The organism is Pseudoduganella danionis (genome assembly GCF_009720775.1).
GTDB classification, from domain to species: Bacteria; Pseudomonadota; Gammaproteobacteria; order Burkholderiales; family Burkholderiaceae_D; genus Rugamonas; species Rugamonas danionis.
In genome coordinates, this window is sequence record NZ_WNKW01000003.1 from 452,289 (window position 1) to 476,040 (window position 23,752).

The following is a 23,752-nucleotide window of genomic DNA, read 5'->3' on the forward strand; positions in this document are numbered from 1 at the left end:
CGGCCTGCCGCTGTGCCGAAAGCGGGAAGTTCTATCATGTTTGTGCACCATCCCCTGTTCCGTCCCGTGGCGGCGCTGGCCCTGCTGCTGTTGCTGGACCTGTTGCTGATACCCGGCTTCTTCCACCTCGAACTCAAGGACGGCCATCTGTACGGCAGTCTGATCGACATCCTCAACCGCGCCGCACCTTTGATACTGGCAGCGCTGGGCATGACACTGGTGATTGCCACGCGCGGCATCGATATCTCGGTGGGCGCCGTGGTGGCCATCAGCGCTACGGTAGCGGCCATGCTGATAGGCGGCACCATGGTCATGCAGGATGGCGTGCCGACTTATGTGGCGAACACTCCGATGGTATGGGCGCTGTGTGCGGCCATGGGCGCGGCGCTGTTATGCGGCGCATGGAACGGCATACTGGTAGCTGGTCTGGGCCTGCAGCCCATCGTCGCTACGCTGATCCTGATGGTGGCGGGGCGCGGTCTGGCCCAGTTGTTCACGGATGGCCAGATCATCACCGTCTACTACCAGCCTTACTTTTTCCTCGGCAGCGGCTATCTGTTTGGCTTGCCGTTCTCGCTGTATCTGGTGGCGGGCGTATTCGCGCTGACCGCGCTGCTGATGCGTAAGACTGCACTGGGCCTGTTCATCCAGACGGTCGGCATCAACCCCGTGGCAGCGCGGCTGGCTGGCCTGCGTACGGCGGTGCTGATCTTCTTTGTATATGTGTTCTGCAGCGCCTGTGCCGGTCTGGCTGGGCTGATCATCAGCGCAAATATCAAGAGCGCCGACGCGAACAACGCCGGCCTGCTGCTGGAACTCGATGCGATTCTGGCCGTGACGCTGGGCGGCACCTCGCTGGCCGGCGGTAAATTCAGTCTGGTCGGCAGCGTGGTAGGGGCGCTCATCATCCAGACGCTGACCTACACCATTTATTCGCTCGGCCTGCCGCCGGAAATCAATATGGTGGTCAAGTCGGTGGTGGTATTCCTGGTCTGCCTGTCGCAGTCGGCCGAATTCAAAACCATGTGGCGTGCCATGCAGGCGCGGACCTGGTCGGGCGCCGCAGCGGGCAAGCCGAGCGGCGCCAAGGCGGATGCCAAGGCAGACGCCAAGCAGGGAGGCACAGCATGAGTAGTCTGGTAATGCGCGGACGCGCAGCGATGGCGTCGCCATATTTCACTTCGCTGGCCACGGTGGTGCTGCTGGCGTTGTTGCTGGGCGCGGGCGGCGCGGCCTATCCCGGTTTCCTGTCGCTGCAGGTGCTGCTTAATCTGCTGATCGATAATGCCTTCCTGCTGGTGATTGCGGTGGGCATGAGTTTTGTCATTATCTCGGGCGGCATCGATCTGTCGGTCGGCTCCGTGCTGGCGTTGACTACCATGATGGCGGCATGGATGGTGCAAGTGTGGCACTGGCCGCCGCTGCTGGCGATAGTCATCGTGCTGCTGGCCGGTGCCGGCTTCGGTGCGCTGATGGGGGCCATGATCCATTACTTCAAGCTGCAGCCTTTCATCGTCACGCTGGCCGGCATGTTTCTGGCGCGCGGTCTATGCTACCTGATCAGCATTAACTCGATTACCATCGACCAGCCGCTGTTCGTCAGCATGTCGCAGACCCAGTTGCCGGTGCTGGATGGCTATCTGTCGCCGTCCGCCCTGATCGCCTTGCTGACGCTGGCCGCTGCCATCTATGTGGCGCACTGCACGCCGTTTGGCCGCGCCATCTACGCGGTGGGCGGCAACGAGCAGTCGGCCCACATGATGGGCTTGCGGGTGGCCCGCACCAAGGTGCTGATCTACGCCTTCAGCGGTTTTTGCGCGGCGCTGTCCGGTGTGCTGTTCTCGTTCTATATGCTGTCCGGCTACGGTCTGCATGCGCAGGGCACGGAACTCGATGCCATTGCTGCCGTGGTCATAGGCGGCACGCTGCTCAGTGGTGGCTACGGATATGTGGCCGGTGCGCTCTCCGGCGTGCTGGTGCTGGGCACCATCCAGACCCTGATTGCTTTCGATGGCACGCTCAGTTCATGGTGGACCAAGATCGTGATCGGTGCGCTGTTGTTCGTATTCTGTGTGGTTCAGCGCGCACTGGCGCTGGGCGCACGCCGTTAAGATTTACAAGGAGACTGTTTTGAAAAAACATATGAAATCGTATTTGCAACCGCTGGCCCTGGCCGCCCTAGGCATGGCCGCGCTGGCCGCACCGGTGGCACAAGCGGCCAATCCGCTGTTTCCCAAACTGTTCACGGCCGACCCCTCGGCTTATGTAGAAAACGGCACGGTGTATCTGTACGTCGGTCACGATGAAGCCACGCCTAAGAGCCCCGACTACGTGATGAACGAATGGCGCTTGTACACTAGCTGCGACATGAAGAACTGGACCGACCGCGGCTCGCCCGTGCAGGCTGCCACCTTCAAATGGGCCAAGGGCCACGCATGGGCGGCCGATATCACCAAGCGCGATGGCAAGTACTATTTCTATTCCACGGTGGATCACGCCACCATCCCCGGTCATGCCATCGGCGTGGCCGTGGCGGATCGTCCGGAAGGCCCGTTCGTCGATGCCCGCGGCTCGGCGCTGGTGACCAACGATATGACGCTGCAGGCGCCGATTGCATGGGACGATATCGATCCCGCCGTGTTCCAGGATGACGATGGTCAGGCCTATCTGTACTGGGGCAATACGGTGCTCAAGTACGCCAAGCTGAAACCGAACATGATCGAATTCGACGGCCCTATCCAGACAGTGGGCATGGACATGTTCACGGAAGCTTCCTATCTGCACAAGCACAACGGCACTTACTATCTGTCCTACTCGCGCAACTACCCCGAAGAGACGGCGTATATGACGGGGCCTAGCCCGACCGGGCCATGGCACTATCGCGGCGTCATCATGTCCAAGAATGCCAAGGTGAAGACCATCCATCAGGCCATCGTCGACTTCAACGGCAAGTCCTACATCTTCTACCACAACGCCAAGCTGCCCGGTGGCGGCGAGTTCCGTCGTTCCGTGGCAGTGGAAGAGTTCAAGTACAACGCCGATGGCACGATACCGTTCATTCCGCAGACTAAAGAAGGTCCGGCCGCAAATCCTTCGTCAGCTTGCAAGTGATATTCAATCAATCTAGTTGAGGCTTGTAGTAATACTGATTGTGATATCATTTTTCCATGGATACTAACCCGAACTGGTTCCTGCGCGCGCGCCTGAAAACGCGCCAGCTATTGCTGCTGATCGCGCTGGACGAACAACGCAATATTCACCGTGCCTCGGAAGAGCTGCACATGACACAACCGGCCGCCTCCAAGCAGCTCAAGGATCTGGAGGAGATGCTGGGCGTGCAGTTGTTCGAGCGTCTGCCGCGCGGCATGGAACCGACCATCTATGGCGAAACCATGATACGCCATGCCCGCATGGCGCTAACCAGCCTGTCGCTGGCGCACGAGGATATCGTCGCCATCAAGGCTGGTCTGGCAGGGCAGGTGGATATCGGCACCATCATGACGCCCGGCATAGAGCTGCTGCCCAAGGCGATCACCCGCACCAAGCAGCAGGCGCCGCGCCTGCGCATAGGCGTGGAGATGGAACAGTCCAACATCCTGCTGGAGCAGTTGCAGCGGGGGAGGCTGGACTTCATGATAGGCCGTATCCCGGAACGGCATAGCTCCGAGGGTCTGGCCTATGAAGAGCTGGGCGACGAGCCGGCATGCGCCGTGGTGCGCCCCGGTCACCCGCTGCTGTCGGCGCGCAAACTGAGTCTGCGCGAGCTGGCCAGTCAGGCGTGGATACTGCCGCCGCAAGGCAGTATCCTGCGCGCCCGCTGCGAACTGATGTTCCGCCGCGCGGGGCTGGAAGTGCCTGTCAACGTAATCGACACCACCGCCGTGCTGCTGATTACGCCGCTGCTGCAGCAGACCGACGCGCTCAACGTGATGCCGGTGGCGGTGGCCAAATACTACGAATCGCAGGGCGTGCTGAATATCCTGCCGATCGAGCTGCCGTGCCGCATGGATGCTTACGGCATCATCACGGTGGAAGGCCACATCATGTCGCCTGGCGCCAGCCTGCTGCTGAAGTCCGTACGGGAAGTGGCGCGCGAACTGGCTTGATCTGAAACTGCATGCTTGCGCCATGCCTGCTGCTTCTGGCAAACTCACCGTCATGTAACTTAGACAACGGATGGGGTAAGCATGAATCGAAGCAAAGTGGCGCGCTGGTCCAAGCGGCTTGCCGTAGGTGTGACCGGGCTGGTGGCCGTATCGGTCGCAGGTGGCTGGCTGTATTTACGCGGCAGTCTGGCGCAGCTCGATGGCACGCAGCAGGCAGCGGGGCTGGAAACCACGGCTAGCGTGGCGCGCGATGCGCATGGCGTGCCGCTGATCAGCGGTGGTTCGCGGCTGGACGTGGCTTACGCGACCGGCTTCGTGCACGCGCAGGAACGCTACTTCCAGATGGATCTGCTGCGCCGTGTGGCTGCCGGTGAACTGTCGGAACTGTTCGGCGAGCGCGCGCTGTCGGTCGATAAATCGCACCGCTTGCACCGCTTCCGCGCGCGTGCCGCGCTGGCATTGAAAGAACTGCCGGCCGCCGACCGCGCGCTGCTGGAGCGCTATGCCGCCGGCGTGAATGCCGGTCTGGCGCAACTGCGCAGCCGTCCGTTTGAATATGCTCTGGTGGGAATGGCACCACGTGCGTGGTCGGCCGATGACTCGCTGCTGGTGATCTGGGCCATGTACTTCGATCTGCAGGGCGGGCAGGAAGCGCGCGAACTGGCGCGCGGCTGGCTGGCCGAAAACGCCAGCCCGGCCCAGCGCGGCTTCCTCGCGCCGGAAGCCACCCACTGGGATGCACCGCTGGACGATGTTTCACCGATCGCCGGCACGGCCACCATCCCTGATATGCCGCCAGTCTGGTGGGGTAAGCCGAAAGCAGCAGGCGTACCTACCCTGACCGATCCGAAAGCGGCCAGCATACGCGCCCTGTTCGACAGCAAAGTGGCGAGCGCCGATTTTCTTAACACGGTAGGCAGCAATAACTGGGCCGTAGCCGGCAGCCGTAGCGATACGGGCGCCGCCATCGTGGCCGACGATATGCACCTGGGGATTTCGCTGCCCGCCATCTGGTACCGCGCCGCGCTGCAATTCCCGGACGGGAAGGGCGGCCAGCGCCGCATCGTCGGCGTAACCCTGCCCGGCGCGCCGGTGGTGGTGGTCGGCAGTAACGGCCACGTGGCATGGGGCTTCACCAACAGCTATGGCGATTACGCCGATCTGATCGCGCTCGATACCGATGCGGCCAAGCCGGGGCAGGTGCGCACGCAGGCGGGCTGGGAAACCCCAGTGCTGCATGAAGAAACCATACTCGTCAAAGGTGCGGCAGCCGAGAAGCTGGCCGTGCGCGAGACGTCGCTCGGTCCTATCCGTGTATCGCGTGGCCGCAGCTATGCCGTGCACTGGGTCGCCCACACAGCGCGCGCAGTGAACGTCAATGCGCAGAAACTGGAATGGGCCGACTCGCTGGATCAGGCGCTGGCCATCGCGCCGACGCTGGGCATACCGGCGCAGAACTTCGTAGGCGGCGACGACAAGGGCAATATCGGCTGGACCATTGCCGGTCCGCTGCCGCGCCGTGCCGCCAGCGGCAATGTCAGCACCTATCCTATGCCTGTCAGCGAAGCGGCCGGTGTGTGGAATGGCTGGCTGGCGCCGGAAGAGTATCCGAAAGTGGTGAACCCTGCTTCCGGCCAGTTGTACACGGCCAATAGCCGCCAGTTGCTCAACGCGGGTTCGGAAAAACTCGGCGATGGCGGTTTCGATCTGGGTGCCCGTACCCATCAGGTGCGCGAAGACCTGACGGCGCTGGGCGCGAAAACCGATGTGAAGAAAGTCTACGAGATCGGTCTGGATGACCGTGCCATCTTCATGGCGGGCTGGCGCGACCGTGCCATGGCCGCACTCGACGCCAAGGCCGTGGCCGGCCAGCCGCAGCGCGCCGAAGTGCTCAAGCTGCTCAAGGAGAGCTGGAGCGGCAAGGCCAGCGTGGATTCGGTGGGCTACCGCATCACGCGCGGCTATATGTATGCGCTGTACGATCTGCTGTTCGAAAGCGCCAATGAACAACTGGCGGCGATCGATCCGAAAGCCAGCATGGCCTCGATTACGTCGCGCTGGCCGGTCGTGGTGGCGCGCGTGCTGGACCAGCAGCCGGCAGCATGGCTGCCGCCCCAGTATACCAACTGGCAGGCGCTGCATCTGGCCGCGATAGACCGCGTGATCGCCAGCCTGACCAAGGATGGCAAGCCGCTGGCCAGTGCTAGCTGGGGTGAGCGCAATACCGCCGTGAGTGCCCACCCGTTTGCCTCTGCCGTGCCGCTGCTGGGCCGCTTCCTGAAAGTGGCGCCGGACATGCTGCCCGGCGACCAGCATATGCCGCGTGTCTCCGGTCCTACTTTTGGCCAGTCCGAGCGGTTGTCAGTCTCGCCGGGGCATGAAGAGCAGGGTATTTTCAACCTGCCAGGTGGCCAGAGCGGCCATCCGCTGTCGCCATACTTCCTTGATGGCCGTGATGACTGGGTGCATGGTCGTCCGACGCCGCTGCTGCCGGGACCTGCCCAGCATACGCTGACGTTTGTGAAGTAAGCGCAGCGAGTCCGAACAGTGGGCGCAGCACGGCGATGCGGCGCACCACTTCGAACACAGCGAAGCTGATGCTGAAGGTCAGCACGATCAGAATCAGGCCTTCGGTGGCCGGTGCCAGTTTGACTGGTTTGAGCCAGTGCGCCATGCAGACGATCAGGGTCTGGTGCAGGATGTAGACGGGGAACACGGCCTCGGTCAGATAGCGCCGCTTGGCGCTGTCGAAATTCAGATGGCGGTGGCCAAAACCGCACACGGTCAGTATCGGCGCCCACTGGCACAGGCAGTAAATGGTGCGCATGACAGGCTTCCATTGCTGGACTTCGGCGCTGCCGGCCAGCGCTTCCGGTATCGACCAGTAGCAGACGATCAGCGCCCAGCTGGCCAGCCACAGAACTAGGCTGGTCCAGCGCAGCGCTTCCGCCTGACGCCAGAACGCCGCCTGCGTGGCCAGCAGCGCACCGAGCGCAAACAGGAAGAAGTACTGGGCGTTGTTATACCAGTCGTCCACCAGTGCATGGGTGCTGGGGTAGCGCTCGGCCAGACCGAAGCGTGCAGCGGCCAGCACGGCGACTGGCAGCACGACCATGCGCCAGCCGCTCAGCAAACGGCCCAGCCCATCCGACAGCGCACGCCAGCGTGCTCCCAGCAGCCAGACCAGCAGCCCGCCCAGCATGGTGTAGGCCCACAGGTAGGCGACAAACCACAGGTGGTTCCAGGTCGGCAGGCGCAGGCAGTCGTTGCCGCGGCAGAAGCCGTGGTAGCCCTCTACGTACAGGCGCATGAATTCCGCATAGCTGCCCTGATAGCTGATTTTTTCCACGATTTCGAAATACGCTTGCGGCGGCACGATAACGAACATGCCGAAGATGAGCGGCAGCAGCAAACGCCAACTGCGTTGCCGCAGCAGGGCGCCGATGCGCAGTTTCTGCAGCATGAAGGCCGTAGCCACGCCGGAAATCATGAACAGCAGGCCCAGACGCCATGGTGAGGATAAAATCATCAGCGGTTCGATCGCGTCGCTGGCAAATGGGCTCTTGACGTGCCAGTCCCAAGTCACGTAGTACATGCCGGTGTGATAGAAGATCAGCACGCAGAAGGCGAAGATGCGTATCCAGTCGAGGAAGTAGAGACGGTTGTGGTTCATCGTTAGCTCCTTGTTAATGGAGCCAGATTAGATTGTGCGGCTGCCGGCGTCTATCGCGATGGGGCGAAACGGGCGTGGCGTGGGGCGAAGCGGATAGTCCGGCGCTCCGGATGGGGGGGATGGGATGCGGGGGCAGTTCAGCCGTGGTGCAGCCGGGCTTCCAGCTCCGCGCGGTACTGGCGGCTGAGGGGCGCGCGGCTGCCGTCGCGCAGCATGATTTCGCCATCGCCCTTGTCGAGATTGGCGATGCTGGCTATCGCATCGAGCCGGACGGCGGCGCGGCGGTGGCAGCGCACGAAGCGCGGGCCCAGCTTTTCCAGCAGGCCGGCCAGCGTCTGGCGCATCAGCGGTTCACCCGCGGTGGTGTGCAGGATCACGTAGTTGTCGGCGGTTTCTATCCACAGTATCTGCTCGACCTTGACGATGCGCGTGCCACTGCGTTCGGGCACCAGTAGCTGGGTGACGGCGGGCAGCGGCGGCCGGGTAGCTGCAGTTTGCTGCGCCGTGGCTGCCGCGGCTTGTGCGTCGGCGCCGGCAACGGTTGCGGCCAGCCGCTGCTGCGCAAGCCGCTCGCGTACGCGCTGCAGGGCGCGTTGCAGGCGCGGCTGGTCGTAGGGTTTGAGCAGGTAGTCGATGGCGTTGGCATCGAAAGCGCGGATCGCATATTCGTCGTAGGCCGTGACGAATACCACGCAGGGCGCGGGCGCGGGCAGTGAAGCGGCAACATCGAGGCCGCTGACTTCCGGCATCTGGATGTCCAGCAGCAGCAGGTCGGGTGCGAAGGCGGGCAGGCGCTCCAGTGCCTCGACGCCATCGCGCGCTTCCTCGATGGCGCTGATATCCGGTTCGGCCACCAGCATGCGGCGCAGCTTTTCGCGCGCCGGCCGTTCGTCGTCGACGATCAGGATGCGCATGGCAGTCGGATCTCGGTCAGTACGCCTGCGGGAGCAAGCTGGCGCAATTCGACGCCGGCACGTTCGCCATACAGTGCGCTCAGGCGTTCGCGCAGATTGCGCAGGCTGATGCCGCCTGTGCTATCGGCTGTGCTGCCACCTTCAGCGCACGCCGCAGTCAGCGTGCCGCTATCGTCCTGCACGCGCAGCAGCAGCATATCTTGCTGGCGCAGGGCCGAGACATGGATGGCAACCGGCTGGCGGCGCCGTTCCACCGTATGCTTGAAGACGTTCTCCAGCAGTGGCTGCACGCTCATCACCGGCACTTCGCAGGCCAGCGCAGCATCGTCGATCTCCCAGCTGATGCTGACCCGGTCGGCAAAGCGTTCGCCCATCAGGGCGGCATAGCCGCGCACGATGCGCAGTTCGGTCTGCAGCGGCACCAGATGGCGTTCGCCCACGTCCAGCGTGGCGCGCAGCACATCGGATAGCTGCACCAGCATGCTGTCGGCGCGGGCCACGTCGCTGTGCATCAGCGAGGAAATGGTGTTGAGTGCATTGAACAGGAAGTGCGGCTGCATCTGCTGGCTCAGGCGCAGTAGCTGGGCCTGACGCAGCGATGCGTTGGCCCGTTCCACCCGCACGCGCTGGTCCAGCATGGCGTGGAAGGACAGCACGCCAAAGGTGATCGCGGTAAATAGCGAGAAGAACACCGTCATCTTGATGTCCTCGTACAGAAACACGCGCGACCAGCTATCGTGCGTATAGCTCTCGCCCATCAGTGCGTAGACGGCGTGGCGCATGCCGAAGGCGATAGGTACGAACAGCAGCCAGTAAGCGAACAGCCAGGGTAGCTGGCGCAGGAACCAGCGCACCGGCGTCGCTATCCATGCGTCGTACTGGCGGGTGTAGTACCTTTGCAGCAGCAGTAGCAGGGTGCCGGTCAGCGCCGACGAGGTTTCCCACAGCACGGGCTTCCACAGGCCGTGATCATGCTCGCGCAGATATTCCTGCACCGAGGTGGAGATCATCAGGCTCCAGAACAATAACCACGCGATGGCAATGATGGTCCGTGTTTTCTGCATAGCGCTAGCGGTAGCGTGCTTCCATGAGGTCGATTTCACGCACCAGCTTACGCGAAATTTCATCGGAGATGTGGTCGTGCCGTGCCAAATCCCATATGGCGCGCCGTTCCGCTTCCAGTGCGGCAAAGCGCAGTTCCTGTTCGGCGTGGTCGGTCTTGCGCCAGGCCTGTTCGCTGGCCGGATCGACTTCCTTGAGGCGGTGCTCGTAGAAGGCGATGACCCGCGCTGCCGCCTGCGGGTAGACTTCCGGATCGACGCAGCTTTCCGCTTCCATCAGCGTGATCTGGGTCTGCTCGATGGCCGTGATGGCTGCCTTGGCGGCCATGCGGCGGGCCGTGTCTTCTTCGCGCTGCTCTTCCGTCTCGGCCGGGAAATTCACCCCGGCCAGCAGGCGCGGCAAGCCTATGCTGGCAATCAGCAGCGACACCAGTATCACCGAGCAGGCCAGAAAGATGGTCAGCGCGCGGGCAGGGAAGGGCCGGCCGTCCGGCATCAGCAGGGGCAGCGTCAGCACGCCGGCCAGCGTGATGGTGCCCCGTGCACCGGCCAGCGTGGTGGCCAGCAGCAGGCGCGGGTTGATCTTGATGCGCGGCTGGTGGCGCATGCGCTGCTTGAAGATGGTCAGGCGCAGCGATGCCCACACCCACAGCATGCGCAACAGCAGCAGACCGGCATTGATGGCCAGCGCGTACACGGCCAGCCACCACGGATTCAGGTGGCCGCTTTCTTCGATGGTGGCGCGGGCATCGTGGAACACATCGGGCAGTTGTTCGCCCAGCAGCACGAACATCACGCCGTTGAGGGCAAACTGCACTGTATCCCAAACGGCCGAACGCTGGATGCGGGTATGCGCCAGCGCGTGGCCGCTCAGTTCCACATAACTCATGGTGATGCCGGCTGCCACGGCGGCCAGTATGCCCGAGCCATGCAGGCGCTCGGCCACCAGATAGGCGCCGAACGGCAGTAGCAGGTTGACCAGTATGGGCGAACCGACCGGCTCGCCGAAGTGGCGCGTGAGCCAGCGCTGCACGCCCGTGACCAGCAGCGTGACGGTGACGCCGGCAGTGATACCGGCCAGCACTAGCCAGCCAAAAGTCATGGCCGCGTTGGCCGGCGAGAAGCTGCCCGTGAGGGCGGCCACCACGGCAAAGCGGAAGCACACCAGACCGCTGGCATCGTTGAGCAGCGATTCGCCTTCGAGTATATGCATCAGGCGTTTCGGGATAGGCGTGCTGGCGGCGATGGCGCTGACGGCGACAGGATCAGTGGGGGATACGATGGCAGCCAGCGCAAACGCCACGGCCAGCGGCATGGCCGGGATCAGCCAGTGGATCAGGAAGCCCGCGCCGATCACGGTGAACACCACCAGCCCCAGCGCCAGTTCGAGGATCATGCCCTTGTCGCGCAGCAGGCCGCTTTTGGGGATGCGCCAGCCATCGAGAAACAGCAGGGGCGGCAGGAAGGCGAGGAAGAACAGTTCCGGTTCCAGTTCCACCCCGTGGCTGGATTTGGCGGCAATCAGCGCGCCCAGTGTGATCTGTACCAGCGGCAGCGGCACGGCGCGCGGTAGCAGGCGCGAAATATACGCGCTGGCCACCACTGCCAGCAGCATGACGAGTATGACTTCAACAGCATCCATTTCACTACTTTCAATATTGCAAAACCAGTCTTACTTTACACCATGATTACTGAGCGAAACAGTTGCTGCTGCCATGCAGCGGCGCCCCGCAAGCGGCCGTCAGCCGGCGTGGCAAAAGGCACTGGTATTTTTTTCTGGCATCTGTCATAATCTTGCCTTCTGCGGGAGTAGCTCAGTTGGTAGAGCGCAACCTTGCCAAGGTTGAGGTCGAGAGTTCGAGACTCTTCTCCCGCTCCAGAATTCAGCGGTACATCAAAAAAGAAGCCTTCCGGCTTCTTTTTTTTTGGCCATTTTTCTGGCCAGCGTTGTAAATCGTGCTGTAAATCAATACTTTGCAGGTCAAAATGTGACTTATCCCACTTGCAAACGTTATACTGAGACGTAATGGCAGGGTTGCCCCATCAGGGCGACTGCTGGTTAGCGGACCACCTTCGGAGACGAAATCTATGAAATCAGTTCAGCAGGAAGTTGATGAGCGCAGTAATCTGACCAACTCCAATAAATTCGAACTGCTACTGTTCCGCCTTGGCGCTGATGCGAATGGCGAACATTCTGAGTTGTTTGGTATTAACGTCTTCAAAATCCGCGAGATCGTCGCGATGCCGGAAGTCACCGCCGTGGCCGGTTCGCCCGAGCACATGCTGGGCGTGGTCAATCTGCGCGGCCAGATCATCACCGTGCTCGATTTGCCGGGTATCGTCGGCGTCAAGCCTAAGACCGGCCTGAACATCATGCTGGTGACGGAATTTGCCCGTACCACGCAAGCGTTTGCGGTGGAATCGGTGGACGAGATCGTGCGTCTGGACTGGAGCCAGGTGCTGACGGCCGAAGGTACGGCCGGCGGCAAGGTGACCAGTATCGCCCGCGTTGACGGCGATGTGCAGAACACCCGTCTGGCCCAGGTGCTGGACGTGGAAACCATCTTGCGCGACCTGACCCCGTCCGAGAGCGACGATGTCGATCCTGAAACCATCGGCCCTAAACTGCATATGAAGCAGGGCGCTGTCGTGCTGGCAGCGGATGACTCGGTGGTGGCACGTAACCTGATCGAAAAAGGTCTGGAAGCGATGGGCGCCCACTTCATCATGACCAAGTCCGGCAAGGAAGCCTGGGACCGCCTGCAGGCGATCTACGAAGGCACCAAGGCTGAAGGCATCCAGGTGCAGGACCGCATCGCGATGGTGCTGACCGACCTCGAAATGCCGGAAATGGATGGCTTCACCCTGACCCGTCTGATCAAGCAGGATGCGCGCTTCTCCAAGATTCCAGTGGTAATCCACTCCTCGCTGTCGGGCAAGACCAACGAAGACCACGTCAAGGGCGTGGGCGCGGACGCCTACGTGGCCAAATTCTCGGCCGAAGATCTGGCCAGCACCATCCGCAATGTACTGAGCAAGGCAGCGCTGTAAGCCTGCCAGCCTGAAAATAGCAGGGGCCGTGACGGCGACGTCATGGCCCCTGTTGCTTTAGGCCTGACCGTTTCAGCCGGCCAGATTGCGCGCGTGGAAGCGGATATGGTCGTCGATGAAGCTGGCGATGAAATAATAGCCGTGGTCATAACCGGCATGGCGGCGCAGCTGGATGGGCTGGCGCGCATTGATGCAGGCCGCTTCGAATTCCTCGGGATAGAGTTGCTCGGTGAGGAATTTGTCGCCCAGACCCTGATCGATCAGTATGCCGTCAGGGAAGGGCGTCTGTTCCTGTTCCATGAGCAGGCTGGCATCGTGCGCGGCCCATTTGCGCCGGTCCTCGCCCAGATAGCCGCTGAAGGCCTTGATGCCCCACGGGCAGCGCGACGGTGCGGCGATCGGCGCAAACGCGGAAACCGAGCGGAAGATGTCGGGCCGGCGCAAAGCCAGCGTGAGTGCGCCATGGCCGCCCATCGAGTGGCCGCTGATGCCGATGCGGCGCGGATGGATCGGCAGTTCCTTGACCACTAGCTGCTGCAGTTCGTGGATATAGCTCTCCATGCGGTAGTGGCTGGCCCATGGCTGTTCGCTGGCGTCCAGATAGAAACCGGCGCCCACGCCGAAATCCCAGTGGTCGCTTTCGCCCTCGATGCCGGCTCCGCGCGGGCTGGTGTCGGGCGTAATCAGGGCCATGCCCGCTTCGGCGGCGGCGCGCTGGGCGCCGGCCTTGATCATGAAAGTCTCTTCGGTGCAGGTCAGTCCGGCCAGAAAGAATAGTGCAGGCACCTGGGCGTCGGCCTTGTGCGCGGCCGGTGGCAGGAACACGCCGAAGCGCATGGGCAGGCCCGTGCTTTGCGACGTGTGACGGTAAAAACGTTGGACGCCGCCAAAGCAGACGTGTTCGCTCAATAGTTCAAGCATGGACTAGCCCCATCTCATCTGTGTTCCATATGTATTCTGGCGCACAGTAGAAACCCTGCCGCCCCGCCAGAATTGTACAAGTTTCCAATACGAGGAGGTGGGCATGGCGGATTTTTCGCGCATCGTCACGGCCATGGGCTGGCCGCTGGCCATCATACTGGCATGGCTGGCGGGCGAGCTGCTGCACCGCTGGACGCGGCTGCCGCGTATCAGCATGTACGGGCTGGTGGGTTTTCTGATGGCGCAAGTGATGCCGGACAGCTTTGCCAGCGGCGCATCGAGCACGGTGACGTTGCTGGCCAATCTGGCCTTCGGCCTGATTCTGTTCGAGTTCGGCTACCGCATCAATCTGCACTGGCTGCGCATCAATCCGTGGATCGCCGTGAGCGGGCTGGCGGAATCGGCCGCCACCTTTGGCGTGGTCTACTTGATTTCCCATCTGACCCAGATGCCGCCGCTGACTTCGCTGCTGCTGGCCTCGCTGGCCATGTCGACTTCGCCGGCCGGCGTGCTGCGCGTGATTAACGAGGCCGATAGTGCCGGACAGGTGACGGAACGGGTGCTGCATCTGGTGGCCATCAATTGCGTGCTGGCGCTGTTCGTGTTCAAGGTGGTGGTGGGCTTCTGGGTGTTCCAGACTTCCGGCAGCCTGCCGCAGGCCGTGTCGCACAGCCTGATCGAACTGGGTGGCGCGGCCTTGCTGGGCGGGCTGCTGGGCTGGCTGGTGCCGGCCCTGCTGCGCCAGCTCGGTGCGCTCGCGCGCGATGGCACGCTGGCGTTTGCCATGGGCGTGATGCTGCTGGTGCTGCTGGCCCATGCACTCGATGTGTCGCCCGTGCTGGCCACGCTGACTTTCGGGCTGGCGGCACGCCATAGCCGCGTGATGCTGAGCCGCACCGAGCGCAACTTCGGCGCCATCGGCGAATTGCTGGCCGTGCTGTTGTTCGTGTTTGCCGCCACGGCGCTGGAATGGGAACGCGTGCTGGCCGGCGCGGCGCTGGGTGCGGTGCTGGTGCTGGCGCGCTTTCTCGTCAAGGCCGGCATGGTGATGCTGTTTGCACGTGCCGGCGGCATCACCTGGCGCAAAGGTTTGCTGACGGGTGTGGCGCTGGCGCCCATGTCGGTGTTCGTCACCCTGCTGCTGGAACAGACGCGCTATGTGGGCATCGTGCTGGTGGATGAACTGGCGGCACTGGCCGCCATGACACTGCTGCTGGAAGTGCTGGGCCCTGTGCTGACCCAGCGTGCCCTGATCTGGGCGCGCGAAACCCCAGAAGAGGAGGAAGTCTGAATGCCTTTGCCACCGTTTAAATCATCCACTCCGTTGAGCATGGGCGTGGAACTCGAGCTGCAGTTGGTCAGCCTGTCCGATTATGACCTAACCGCGTCCAGTCCCGATCTGCTGCATCTGCTGGGGCGCAAGCCGTTTCCCGGCAACGTCACGCCCGAGATCACCGAGAGCATGATAGAGATTAACAGCGATGTGCAGCATCAGCACGATGCCTTGCTGGCCCAGCTGGAACTGGTGCGCGATACGCTGGTGCAGGCCGGCGAGCGGCTGAATATCGGCATCTGCGGCGGCGGCACCCATCCGTTCCAGAAGTGGACCGAGCGGCGCATCTATGCCAAGCCCCGTTTCAAGCAAGTCTCGGCGCTGTATGGCTATCTGGCCAAGCAGTTCACCATCTTCGGCCAGCATGTGCACATAGGCTGCGCTTCGGGTGACGATGCGCTGTATCTGCTGCACGCGCTAAGCCGTTACGTGCCGCACTTTATTGCGTTGTCGTCGTCCTCGCCATTCGTGCAGGCCAACGATACGCTGTTCAATTCGGCGCGGCTGAATTCCGTGTTTGCCTTCCCCATGAGCGGGCGGGCACCGTTCCTGCTGGACTGGGCCAGCTTCGAGCGTGATTATTTTGCCAAGATGGAGCACACGGGCGTGATCAATAGCATGAAGGACTTCTACTGGGATATCCGCCCCAAGCCCGAATACGGCACCATAGAACTGCGCGTGTGCGATACCCCGCTGACGGTGGCGCGGGCGGCGGCGCTGGCCAGCTATTTGCAGGCGCTGTGTGCCTATCTGCTGGAACGGCGCAGCCCGGCGCCACAGGAAGACGATTATCTGGTGTACAACTACAACCGCTTCCAAGCCTGCCGTTTCGGTCTGGATGGCACGCTGGTTCATCCGCAGACTTACGAAAGCCTGTCGCTGCGCGAAGATATCCTGACCACGCTGCGCAAGATGGCTCCATATGGCGCGGCGCTGGGCGGTACGGCAGGCCTCGAACATCTGGTGGCGGTCACGCACGAGGGCAGCGACGCGCATTTTCTGCGCCAGCAGTTTGCCCGCAGCGGCAGCGCCGAAGGCATGGTGGCGGCCGCCATACAGCGCTTTCGCAGCGCCTAGTTAGTGGCCGGGGCTGGCGATCGCGCTGTTCAGGCGTTCGATATAGGCATCGGGCGTGGCCTTGTTGCACATCAGGTAGCGCTCCGGCCCGTGCGGCAGATCCTTGAAGCGCAGCAGACGTAGCTGGCGAGTCTGCTCGGCCGGGTGGTGCTCCATGATGTAGCTGCCTTCTTCTTCCGAGACAAACATCATGTCAGCCGCGCCTTTGCTGACCGATTGCACCATCTTGGCGGTGGGCGCAGTGGAGACGGCCAGTATGGGATTGGTACGGGCCAGCATTTTGTCCAGCTCGCTGCCGTAAGAGTAGTTGTCCTTGACGAGAATGCGCACATCCTTGCGCTGCATGATGTCCTGCAGACTGCTATCGCCGCGCTCGGCCAGATGGACGTGGGCCAGCACGGTCCAGTCCTTGTCGTGGTACAGGGGTTTGGTAAATTTGGCGAACAGCTCGCGCTCGGGCGTGCGGAACCAGCCGATGGCGCAGCTAGGCAGTTTGCTGTCGCGTACGGTCAGCAGCTGGCGGTTGGTGGGCAGGTTGAGCCAGCGGGCGTTGATGCCTGCGAGGCGGAAAGCGCGCGTGGCGGGGGCGCCCGTCAGGCCACTGGGGCCGCCTTCGGCAGCAGCCATCAGATAGGGCGGGCGTTCGCTGTACAGCACCTGTACGGCGGGTTCATGGGCTTGCGCAGTGCCGGCGAGTGTACAGAGTGTGGCGCAGAGCTTGGCAATACGGAAACGCAGCATGAACGGCCTCATCAGGAATATCCATAGAGCTTACACTGCTATGGCAGCGCCGACTACCGCGATGTTGTATAGACGCCTAGAGCAGCTCAGGCTTTGATATCAATGAGTGACCCCAGCATCTGGTCGGCTGTCTGGATCACTTTGGCCGAGAAATCGAATTGTTTCTCGTAGACTAGGGAATTGGTGGTTTCTTTGGCCAGATTGGTCTGGCTAGGGCCATCGATCTGCTGCAGTTGCTGGGCCTGGAACGACACGCTGACGCCGCTGCCGGCCGGCTGGCTTTCCGTGAAATAGGCCTGGGAAGGCTGGAAACCCTGGGTGCCGATATTGGCGATGGCATGGGCGCTATTGCCCAACGCGCGCTCGGCAGCGTTGAGTCCGGTGATGCCGGAACTGAGCACAGCAATGGCCATGATGTTTCCCCAAGGTAATTGATGACTAGTGTACACCCATGCGGGCTGCTGTGCACGGCACTGATGAAAAAAAAGGCAGGCTTGACGGCGGTGCGCGCGGTGCGTATTGTCGAAGTGAAAGCTTGTCGGAAACGAGGATTATGCGGAAGTTGTTGCACTGTCTATTACTGCTATGCCTGTGCGCCATCGATGGGGTGCGGGCCGAACCGATACAGGTGCGCTATCCGCGTGCCGAAAGCCTCGATGACGAGCGCGGGGAATATGGCTATGCACTGCTGCAACTGGCACTGACCAAGGCCGGCAATCGCTACCAGGCCGTGCTGTCGCAGACCAGCATGCAGCAGAACCGTGCGCTGGTGGAATTGCAGTCGGGCGCGGGCCGCATCGACATCGTCGGCACCATGACTTCCATCGAGCGCGAAACGGCTTTGCTGCCGGTGCGCATACCGATGTCGCGCGGGCTGATAGGCTGGCGCGTGGGACTGCTGCGCGGTGACCGCCAGGACTTGCTGCGCGACGTGCGTAACATTTCTGATCTAAAAAAGTTTTCTACGGGGCAGGGCCATGACTGGCCCGATCTGACCATACTGCGTCACAACGGTATTCTGGTATATCCGGTGGCCGTTTACAGCAGCCTGTTCGGCATGCTTAATGCGGGCCGCTATGACTGGGCGCCCCGGTCGCTGAACGAAATCTGGGGCGAAGCGCGGCGCCATCCGGAGCTGGCGGTGGACCAGCACATCCTGTTGCACTATCCCACGGCCGACTATTTCTTCGTGAATAAGAATAATCCTGCGCTGGCGGAGAATATCCGTCAGGGTCTCGAGCTGGCGCTGGCCGACGGTTCCTTCGAGCAGTTGTTCTATCTGCACTATGGCCCCGGCATACGCCGTGCGCAGCTGGACAAGCGCGTGCTGATCGAGCTGCCGAATCCCTTGTTGTCGCCGCAGACGCCTCTGCAGCGCAAGGAGTTGTGGTTCAGTCTGTCTGATCTCAAGCGGCTGCACTGAGCAGAGTCCCGCAGCCAGCATCAGAAAATTCCGATTTAAAAAGTTCCCTCAATTTCTGGGCCGCACCTTTGATCTAGATCAGAGGTGCCACCTGTGTGTCACGTAGCCTTGTCACTCGCGCTGCACCCGCGGCGTTGAAACAGTCCCAATTTCTCTCAGGCACACACATCTTACTATTGAGGTAACTCTATGTATCCATATTCCCAATCCGTCACCCCCGCAGCAAAGACTCATATGGAAGCGCAATTGTCGTTCTTCAATGACATGTCGAAATCGCTGTTCCGCACTATGCAGCAATATAGTGATCTGAATATCCAGCTGGCCCAGACCATGCTGGAAGAAAGCACCAAGGCTGGCCAGCAAATGATCACCTCGCATCGTCCTACCGAAGCATTTGCTGCCGTGGCAGCCCATGCCCAGCCGACGGCCGAAAAAGTCCGTGCCTACCAGCAGCACCTGTCGCGCATCGCCGCCGACACCCAGGTGGACCTGTCCAAAGTGGCGGAAGAACATGTGCAGGAGACCAGCCGCACGGCCAAGGCACTGGCCGATGAAGTGGCCCGCGTAACGTCGGAAGAAACGGAAAAAACCATGCGCAGCCATCAGGATGCGCTGGAAAAATTCAGCGATCCGTTCACCAGCTATAACGATGGCATGCGCCAGTCGCGCGGCAGCGAAATGCGCGGCACCTCCACCATGCAGAGCGCCGGCCAGCATGGCAGCGACAGCCGCGAAGGCAATATGCAAGGCAGCCAGACTACCCAGTCGTCCACAGGCGGCAGCAGCGCCCAGAGCACGGCCAGCGCCAAACAGACGGGTGCCCGTAAAGAAACCTAAACCAGTCAGCGCGCTAATACGACTGGCCGTGGCCTGAGTAGATGGGCGGCCAGGCAGGCTAGAGGGATGCAACGCTGTTGCATCCCTTTTTGTTTGTGCCGGTTCAGGCTGCGCTGCAGCGTTCCAGCCAGCGCAGTATGCCGTCCAGCGTGCGGAAATCGGCCACCGAGCGCGTGCTGATTTGCGGGTGGCGCTGCTGCAGCATGCGCGACAGGGCGGAACCCGGCCCCAGTTCCAGCGCATAGCTGATGCCTGCTTCGGCCGCCGCATCCATGCAGGCGGACCAGCGGATAGGTGCGGCCAACTGGCGCGCCAGTTGGTCTACAGCCGTGGCCTGATCGCGCACGCTGATGGCGCTGATGCCTGCCAGTACGGGCGCCTGCACGGGCTGGAATGGTGTCTGTTGCAGTAGGGCGGCAAACGGTGCCACGGCCGCCTGCATATAGCGCGTATGGGAAGCCACGGCCACGGGCAGGTGGGTGCAGCGCCCGCCGTGCTGCGCCACTAGCTGTTCGAGTGCGGCGCGCTGGCTGGCCGGTCCACCGGCGATGCAGCTATCCTCGCCCGTTTCGATGGCCAGTTCGTAAGCATGGGCTTGCAGCAGCGGCTGCACACGGGCCAGCGCCATGCCGGAGACGGCCAGCAGCGTCTGGTCTGGCGCGCTCAGCGCCGCCTGATCCATCAGTTCCGCCCGTGTTGTTGCCAGTTGTACGGTGGTGGCCGGGCTGTAGGCGCCGGCCACGCCATAGGCCGCCAGTTCGCCGATGGAATAGCCGGCCACCAGCGCCGGTGCGGGTGCATGGTCGCGGATAGCGGCCCACATGGCCAGCGTGGCCGCCACGATCAGCGGCTGGGCATGGCGGTTGGCATACAGCTCGCTGGCCGAGGGCAGGGCCAGATTGTCGAGCAGGGCGGATGCCCTCGCATCGCTGCGGGCCAGATCGAACATGGCTGCATGCTGGCCACCCTGACCGGGGCAGAGCAGCAGCAGACGGGCGTTGCCGCTCATGGCAGCGTTGCGCCCAGCGCCTGCACCAGACAACTGGCGGCCAGCAGATCGGCAGCGCCGCCCGGCGACAGGCGCAGGCCGACAAAACTGCGGTGGCCTTGCAGCGCCAGCGCATGCCAGCGTGCGTGGCGGGTGCCGCCCAGCGCCAGAAAATGCTGGGCATGCTGGCGCACCAGCCGGGCACCTTCGGGACCCGCGCGGTGATACACATTGCTGTCGCTGACGTGGGCCATCAGTGCATACAGCGTGTCGATGCGGGCGCAGCGGCGGCTGGCACCGCGTGCCGTGGCCGTCAGCAGGGCGGGCACGCCTACCTCGAATACGGACGGCAAACCCAGCGCGCCTTCTTCGCGCGCGCCGCTGACAGCATAGCGGGCGGCTACGCGCAGCCCGTTGCTGCTGTGCTGCTCGGCTGGCCCGACGGCTGCGTGGCTGGCCAGTTCCGCGCCCCAGCGTATCAGCAGCACGGCGCGCAGGCTGGCCGGCGTACTGGCCATGCCCTGAGCACGCGCGCGACCGGCGCTGGCGCACAGCAGGCCCAGACTGAAGATGGCGCCTCGATGCGTATTGATGCCGCGCGTGGCGCGCAGCATGGCGGCTTCCGCATCGATGCCGAGCTGACGCAACTGGGCGAACGGGGCGTTGTCCCAGCCGGCCAGACAGATCTTGCGGAAGTAGTGACGCAACGAGAACAGGCTGCGCATGAAAGTCAGCGCATCCATGTCCTCATGGCTGCCATTGTCGACCAGTGACACCAGTCCCGGTTTCGGATACAAACAGAGTTCATGGTATAGACTGCGTACGGCCAGACGGGCTACCTGTGCTGCGTAAATCTGAGCTGGGGTTTTCTCCTGCCGCGCTGCGTGGGCCATGGCTGCCATCGGCAGTGCGGCCGTACCACGGCGGCGCTGGCGCAGCAGGCTAGCGGCGGGTACAGGGAAGGCGGATGGTTCGATATAAAGTTGGGCCATCAGTGCTGCTCCAGTGTGGCCAGCAGGCTGGCCGTATCGCTCAGGCGTACGCCATGGCTGGCCTTGACCAACACCTTGGCCTGGCTGGCACGCGCGAGCTGCCATTCTTTCCACGCCACGGCCTGATCGCCGGGGAAGACGATTTCGCCATCCAGCGGCAAGCGCGCGGCAAACTGCGTGAGCACTTCCATGCACTGTTCGAGCTGGGCTACGCTACGCGGATGGAACAGCAGATCGATGTCGGAACGCGCACTCAGATAGGGCAGGCCGGTCAGCACCTGCATGGCCAGCGATCCATAGACCTGCAGCCCGAACGGCTGCGCGGCGCTGGCCAGTTCCAGCAGCGCGGGCTGCCACGGCATGTCCACGCCCAGCGCCAGATGCAGCGGCAAGGCAGGCTTGATGCGGGCGATGTGCTGGCGCGCAGCCGTCAGGCCTATGCGCAGCTTGTTGCCGCTGACGGCGTCGGGCGGCAGCGGCAAGCCCAGACAGATCTGGTCGGCGCGTGCATCGGGCTCGTGCCGGCGCACCACCAGCGGTGCCCGCTGGTGCTGCCATTGCTGCAGGGCGTGCTGGTGTTCGGGGCGTGCCGTCGCAAGGGCCGCCTGCCAGCCGCTGGCGTCCAGCCAGACTAGCTGGTGGCGTGCCGTGCGCTGTGTGCTGGTGGCAGGCATGAGCCGCTCAGCTTATCTGCACGGCGTCGCCGTGCAGTACGGCGTTGATGACAGGCTGGGCATAGCGCCGCCCGCCACGCTCGAGTCCGAGCCCGCTGCGTATATCGCCGGCCAGTGGCTGGGCCAGTGCGGCACGCAGATGGGCTGCCAGATTGCCTTGCCAGATGGCGCCCAGACCACCCATGCGCTGGTAGTTTTCCGGCCCCGGCGCAAACACGGGATTACTTTGCGCCAGTTCCAGCAAGCGTTCTTCTGGCACCTTGGTGATGCGCGCCATGGCCGGCAGGCCCATGACGCGGATGGTGGCGTCGGGCAGGGCATAGCAGGCATCTGCCATCAGCCCGCTGGTAATGAAGCCGCCCGACAGCGCCTGGTCGTACACCAGACCGATGATGCGGTGGCCCTGACGGCGCGCCAGATCGACGCATTTGCCCAGATGGGCCATATAGCTATTGATGCCCAACATTTCGTCGCGGTGGCGCAGGCGCTGGCCTTGCGTATCGATCAGCATCAGGATGGGCATGGCCGGATGCTCGCGCACGATGCGCAGTATGGCCTGCGCCTGTGCCAGTGCGATTTCCACGCCTATCGGCGTATGCTCGGTGGTGCCTATCACGCCGATCTGCTGGCCTTCAAACTTGCCATAGCCACTCAGGAAGCAATCCTGTTCGGTGATGCTATGCCCTTCGGGGAATAGCGCGGCGGCGATACTTTTCCAGTCGGTCTTGGCTTGCATCTCAGGCTCCCATGCGGCACTGGCTGGCTACTGCCATGAATTGATCGATGTCCAGCATAGGTAGATTGGCCGCATCGGCAATTCCCATGGCACTCCAGATGTCGACGGGATCGCGCAACTGGCCGAAGCGTGCGATACGCAGCGCCAGCATCTGCTGTTCCGCTTCCAGTGCTTCCAGACTCAGTGGTACTGGCTGTCCCTGTGCTTCCGTCAGCGTGGCGATAGCCTGTACAGCCGCGGCGCGGAAGGCGGCGATATCGTCGGCGACGATGGTCTGGCAATCGCCCATCAGGTAACGGTGTTTGCCACCCGTGGTGCGCCATACCAGCGCACGGTCGCGCGCATCGAATTCTTCTACCCCGCTAGCCGTTTCGATCACTTCCGGCCCCGACATGGCCAGCCGGCCTTCCTCCGACATGATCACCACATTGGCGCAGCGCGCCACGATGCCCATGCCGCCGAAGGCGCCATTGGCTCCGCCCACCAGCACGATCACGGGCACACCGGCCGCACGCGCATCGAGCAGCGCGCGCATCACTTCGGAGACGGCGATCAGGCCCGCATTGGCTTCATGCAGACGCACGCCGCCCGATTCCACCAGCAGCACTACGGCTGTAGCCTGATCCTGTACGGCGCGGCGCAACAGGCCGACCAGTTTGGCGCCATGCACTTCGCCCACGGCGCCGCCCATGAAGCCACCTTCCTGTGCCGCCGTGTAGATGGTGATGCCGTTCAGGCGCGCGCGCCCCACGGCCACGCCATCGTCGAAGGCCACCGGGGCATTGAGCTGGCCCAGATGGGGACTGATCACGCGTGCCGACGGTGGCAGGAATTCCTCGAAGCTGTCTGCGTCGAACAGCTGCTGCAGCCGTTCGCGCGCGCTGGCTTCCTGATAGCTGACAGGGCGGCTCATGCGGCGTCTCCCAGCATGGTCTGTACTGCCTGATCCATGCGCAGGCTCACCACGGCAGGCGTGGCGCCCATGTCATTGATGGAAATGCGCGCATTGGCCAGTTGCCAGCGCTGCTGGAAGTCCTGCATCACGGCCTGCCAGATGGCGCCGAAGCCGACGGCGGCGGTCTGGATTTCGATGCTGCAGGCGCCACCCAGTTCGGCCGCCTCGATCAGCACTTCCAGATTGCCCGAGCCCACCACGCCGACGACCTGCGGCTGTGCCGTTAGCGAGCGCGTGCCCTGTTCGAATCGATAATTGAGAGTTTCCATG

22 protein-coding genes, 1 tRNA gene and 1 pseudogene are annotated in these 23,752 nt (G+C 62.8%); 11 read left to right on the plus strand and 13 right to left on the minus strand.

Annotated elements, in window-relative coordinates:
- The first annotated feature begins 36 nt into the window (after positions 1-36).
- From GM655_RS13625 to GM655_RS13645, 5 genes are all read left to right on the plus strand, one after another.
- The gene (locus tag GM655_RS13625; RefSeq protein WP_229632581.1) at positions 37-1,131 is read left to right on the plus strand and encodes an ABC transporter permease; all 1,095 of its coding nucleotides are present in this window, start codon (positions 37-39) and stop codon (positions 1,129-1,131) included.
- Entirely contained in the window at positions 1,128-2,111 is a 984-nt protein-coding gene (yjfF, locus tag GM655_RS13630) for a galactofuranose ABC transporter, permease protein YjfF (RefSeq protein ID WP_155435199.1), read from the plus strand. Before GM655_RS13625 ends, yjfF begins: the two co-directional genes overlap by 4 nt.
- 31 nt (positions 2,112-2,142) lie before the next feature.
- Positions 2,143-3,111 (plus strand): glycoside hydrolase family 43 protein, encoded by a 969-nt coding sequence (locus GM655_RS13635; protein ID WP_371866823.1) that lies wholly within the window; start codon positions 2,143-2,145, stop codon positions 3,109-3,111.
- Between the two features lie 56 nt (positions 3,112-3,167).
- The gene (locus tag GM655_RS13640) at positions 3,168-4,106 is read left to right on the plus strand and encodes a LysR family transcriptional regulator (protein ID WP_155435200.1); all 939 of its coding nucleotides are present in this window, start codon (positions 3,168-3,170) and stop codon (positions 4,104-4,106) included.
- Between the two features lie 81 nt (positions 4,107-4,187).
- Positions 4,188-6,635 carry a penicillin acylase family protein gene (locus GM655_RS13645; protein WP_155435201.1) on the plus strand — a complete coding sequence of 816 codons (2,448 nt, stop codon included), beginning with the start codon at positions 4,188-4,190 and terminating at the stop codon, positions 6,633-6,635.
- 67 nt (positions 6,636-6,702) lie between these two features.
- Here GM655_RS13645 and GM655_RS13650 read toward each other — a convergent pair.
- From GM655_RS13650 to GM655_RS13665, 4 genes and pseudogenes are all read right to left on the minus strand, one after another.
- Positions 6,703-7,779 (minus strand): annotated as a pseudogene (locus GM655_RS13650) (acyltransferase family protein); the annotation flags it as partial.
- A gap of 137 nt (positions 7,780-7,916) precedes the next feature.
- Complete coding sequence (locus tag GM655_RS13655; protein WP_155435202.1) at positions 7,917-8,693, minus strand: LytR/AlgR family response regulator transcription factor; 777 nt, start codon at positions 8,691-8,693, stop codon at positions 7,917-7,919.
- Complete coding sequence (locus tag GM655_RS13660) at positions 8,681-9,757, minus strand: sensor histidine kinase (protein WP_155435203.1); 1,077 nt, start codon at positions 9,755-9,757, stop codon at positions 8,681-8,683. Before GM655_RS13660 ends, GM655_RS13655 begins: the two co-directional genes overlap by 13 nt.
- Positions 9,758-9,761: 4 nt before the next feature.
- Positions 9,762-11,396 carry a Na+/H+ antiporter gene (locus GM655_RS13665; protein WP_155435204.1) on the minus strand — a complete coding sequence of 545 codons (1,635 nt, stop codon included), beginning with the start codon at positions 11,394-11,396 and terminating at the stop codon, positions 9,762-9,764.
- Between the two features lie 161 nt (positions 11,397-11,557).
- On the opposite strand from GM655_RS13665, the gene GM655_RS13670 reads away from it, so the two are divergent.
- Positions 11,558-11,633: transfer RNA gene (locus tag GM655_RS13670), tRNA-Gly, on the plus strand.
- A gap of 209 nt (positions 11,634-11,842) precedes the next feature.
- Positions 11,843-12,805, plus strand: coding sequence for a chemotaxis protein (locus GM655_RS13675; protein ID WP_155435205.1), 963 nt, complete (start codon positions 11,843-11,845; stop codon positions 12,803-12,805).
- 72 nt (positions 12,806-12,877) lie between these two features.
- Here GM655_RS13675 and fghA read toward each other — a convergent pair whose 3' ends face one another.
- Positions 12,878-13,726: an S-formylglutathione hydrolase gene (gene fghA, locus GM655_RS13680; RefSeq protein ID WP_155435206.1), complete on the minus strand. Its 849-nt coding sequence runs from the start codon at positions 13,724-13,726 to the stop codon at positions 12,878-12,880.
- A gap of 103 nt (positions 13,727-13,829) precedes the next feature.
- Here fghA and GM655_RS13685 point away from each other — a divergent pair, with 103 nt between their 5' ends.
- Both GM655_RS13685 and GM655_RS13690 read left to right on the plus strand, forming a co-directional pair.
- Positions 13,830-15,017, plus strand: coding sequence for a cation:proton antiporter (locus tag GM655_RS13685; protein ID WP_155435207.1), 1,188 nt, complete (start codon positions 13,830-13,832; stop codon positions 15,015-15,017).
- On the plus strand, positions 15,018-16,136 hold the full coding sequence (locus GM655_RS13690; protein WP_155435208.1) for a YbdK family carboxylate-amine ligase: 1,119 nt from the start codon (positions 15,018-15,020) through the stop codon (positions 16,134-16,136).
- Here GM655_RS13690 and GM655_RS13695 read toward each other — a convergent pair whose 3' ends face one another.
- Both GM655_RS13695 and GM655_RS13700 read right to left on the minus strand, forming a co-directional pair.
- Complete coding sequence (locus GM655_RS13695) at positions 16,137-16,877, minus strand: substrate-binding periplasmic protein (protein WP_155435209.1); 741 nt, start codon at positions 16,875-16,877, stop codon at positions 16,137-16,139.
- An 86-nt stretch (positions 16,878-16,963) separates the two neighbouring features.
- A complete protein-coding gene (locus GM655_RS13700) occupies positions 16,964-17,290 on the minus strand; it encodes a flagellar basal body rod C-terminal domain-containing protein (RefSeq protein ID WP_155435210.1) in 327 nt (108 codons plus the stop codon).
- Positions 17,291-17,430: 140 nt separating this feature from the next.
- On the opposite strand from GM655_RS13700, the gene GM655_RS13705 reads away from it, so the two are divergent.
- Together GM655_RS13705 and GM655_RS13710 are read left to right on the plus strand one after the other, a co-directional pair.
- Positions 17,431-18,300, plus strand: coding sequence for a transporter substrate-binding domain-containing protein (locus tag GM655_RS13705; RefSeq protein ID WP_229632561.1), 870 nt, complete (start codon positions 17,431-17,433; stop codon positions 18,298-18,300).
- A gap of 234 nt (positions 18,301-18,534) precedes the next feature.
- Positions 18,535-19,137 carry a phasin family protein gene (locus GM655_RS13710; RefSeq protein ID WP_229632562.1) on the plus strand — a complete coding sequence of 201 codons (603 nt, stop codon included), beginning with the start codon at positions 18,535-18,537 and terminating at the stop codon, positions 19,135-19,137.
- 103 nt (positions 19,138-19,240) lie between these two features.
- On the opposite strand, the gene GM655_RS13715 is transcribed toward GM655_RS13710, so the two are convergent.
- The 6 genes from GM655_RS13715 to mdcC all read right to left on the minus strand — a co-directional run bounded on the left by GM655_RS13715 (position 19,241) and on the right by mdcC (position 23,751).
- Positions 19,241-20,146: an ACP S-malonyltransferase gene (locus GM655_RS13715; protein ID WP_155435212.1), complete on the minus strand. Its 906-nt coding sequence runs from the start codon at positions 20,144-20,146 to the stop codon at positions 19,241-19,243.
- Positions 20,143-21,027 carry a triphosphoribosyl-dephospho-CoA synthase MdcB gene (mdcB, locus tag GM655_RS13720; protein WP_155435371.1) on the minus strand — a complete coding sequence of 295 codons (885 nt, stop codon included), beginning with the start codon at positions 21,025-21,027 and terminating at the stop codon, positions 20,143-20,145. Before mdcB ends, GM655_RS13715 begins: the two co-directional genes overlap by 4 nt.
- 89 nt (positions 21,028-21,116) lie before the next feature.
- Positions 21,117-21,791, minus strand: a complete 675-nt coding sequence (gene mdcG / locus GM655_RS13725; protein ID WP_155435213.1) for a malonate decarboxylase holo-[acyl-carrier-protein] synthase — start codon at positions 21,789-21,791, stop codon at positions 21,117-21,119.
- 7 nt (positions 21,792-21,798) lie between these two features.
- A complete protein-coding gene (locus GM655_RS13730) occupies positions 21,799-22,527 on the minus strand; it encodes a biotin-independent malonate decarboxylase subunit gamma (protein WP_155435214.1) in 729 nt (242 codons plus the stop codon).
- A 1-nt stretch (position 22,528) separates the two neighbouring features.
- Positions 22,529-23,440, minus strand: a complete 912-nt coding sequence (locus GM655_RS13735) for a biotin-independent malonate decarboxylase subunit beta (protein WP_155435215.1) — start codon at positions 23,438-23,440, stop codon at positions 22,529-22,531.
- Positions 23,437-23,751 carry a malonate decarboxylase acyl carrier protein gene (mdcC, locus tag GM655_RS13740; protein ID WP_155435216.1) on the minus strand — a complete coding sequence of 105 codons (315 nt, stop codon included), beginning with the start codon at positions 23,749-23,751 and terminating at the stop codon, positions 23,437-23,439. Before mdcC ends, GM655_RS13735 begins: the two co-directional genes overlap by 4 nt.
- Position 23,752: the final 1 nt, after the last annotated feature.

Bases quoted from the DNA above. Each gene is read 5' to 3' on its own strand.
- GM655_RS13625 (WP_229632581.1), top strand. From the start codon at position 37: ATGTTTGTGCACCATCCCCTGTTCCGTCCCGTGGCGGCGCTGGCCCTG.
- yjfF (WP_155435199.1), top strand. From the start codon at position 1,128: ATGAGTAGTCTGGTAATGCGCGGACGCGCAGCGATGGCGTCGCCATAT.
- GM655_RS13635 (WP_371866823.1), top strand. From the start codon at position 2,143: ATGAAATCGTATTTGCAACCGCTGGCCCTGGCCGCCCTAGGCATGGCC.
- GM655_RS13640 (WP_155435200.1), top strand. From the start codon at position 3,168: ATGGATACTAACCCGAACTGGTTCCTGCGCGCGCGCCTGAAAACGCGC.
- GM655_RS13645 (WP_155435201.1), top strand. From the start codon at position 4,188: ATGAATCGAAGCAAAGTGGCGCGCTGGTCCAAGCGGCTTGCCGTAGGT.
- GM655_RS13655 (WP_155435202.1), bottom strand. From the start codon at position 8,693: ATGCGCATCCTGATCGTCGACGACGAACGGCCGGCGCGCGAAAAGCTG.
- GM655_RS13660 (WP_155435203.1), bottom strand. From the start codon at position 9,757: ATGCAGAAAACACGGACCATCATTGCCATCGCGTGGTTATTGTTCTGG.
- GM655_RS13665 (WP_155435204.1), bottom strand. From the start codon at position 11,396: ATGGATGCTGTTGAAGTCATACTCGTCATGCTGCTGGCAGTGGTGGCC.
- GM655_RS13675 (WP_155435205.1), top strand. From the start codon at position 11,843: ATGAAATCAGTTCAGCAGGAAGTTGATGAGCGCAGTAATCTGACCAAC.
- fghA (WP_155435206.1), bottom strand. From the start codon at position 13,726: ATGCTTGAACTATTGAGCGAACACGTCTGCTTTGGCGGCGTCCAACGT.
- GM655_RS13685 (WP_155435207.1), top strand. From the start codon at position 13,830: ATGGCGGATTTTTCGCGCATCGTCACGGCCATGGGCTGGCCGCTGGCC.
- GM655_RS13690 (WP_155435208.1), top strand. From the start codon at position 15,018: ATGCCTTTGCCACCGTTTAAATCATCCACTCCGTTGAGCATGGGCGTG.
- GM655_RS13695 (WP_155435209.1), bottom strand. From the start codon at position 16,877: ATGCTGCGTTTCCGTATTGCCAAGCTCTGCGCCACACTCTGTACACTC.
- GM655_RS13700 (WP_155435210.1), bottom strand. From the start codon at position 17,290: ATGGCCATTGCTGTGCTCAGTTCCGGCATCACCGGACTCAACGCTGCC.
- GM655_RS13705 (WP_229632561.1), top strand. From the start codon at position 17,431: ATGCGGAAGTTGTTGCACTGTCTATTACTGCTATGCCTGTGCGCCATC.
- GM655_RS13710 (WP_229632562.1), top strand. From the start codon at position 18,535: ATGGAAGCGCAATTGTCGTTCTTCAATGACATGTCGAAATCGCTGTTC.
- GM655_RS13715 (WP_155435212.1), bottom strand. From the start codon at position 20,146: ATGAGCGGCAACGCCCGTCTGCTGCTGCTCTGCCCCGGTCAGGGTGGC.
- mdcB (WP_155435371.1), bottom strand. From the start codon at position 21,027: ATGGCAGCCATGGCCCACGCAGCGCGGCAGGAGAAAACCCCAGCTCAG.
- mdcG (WP_155435213.1), bottom strand. From the start codon at position 21,791: ATGCCTGCCACCAGCACACAGCGCACGGCACGCCACCAGCTAGTCTGG.
- GM655_RS13730 (WP_155435214.1), bottom strand. From the start codon at position 22,527: ATGCAAGCCAAGACCGACTGGAAAAGTATCGCCGCCGCGCTATTCCCC.
- GM655_RS13735 (WP_155435215.1), bottom strand. From the start codon at position 23,440: ATGAGCCGCCCTGTCAGCTATCAGGAAGCCAGCGCGCGCGAACGGCTG.
- mdcC (WP_155435216.1), bottom strand. From the start codon at position 23,751: ATGGAAACTCTCAATTATCGATTCGAACAGGGCACGCGCTCGCTAACG.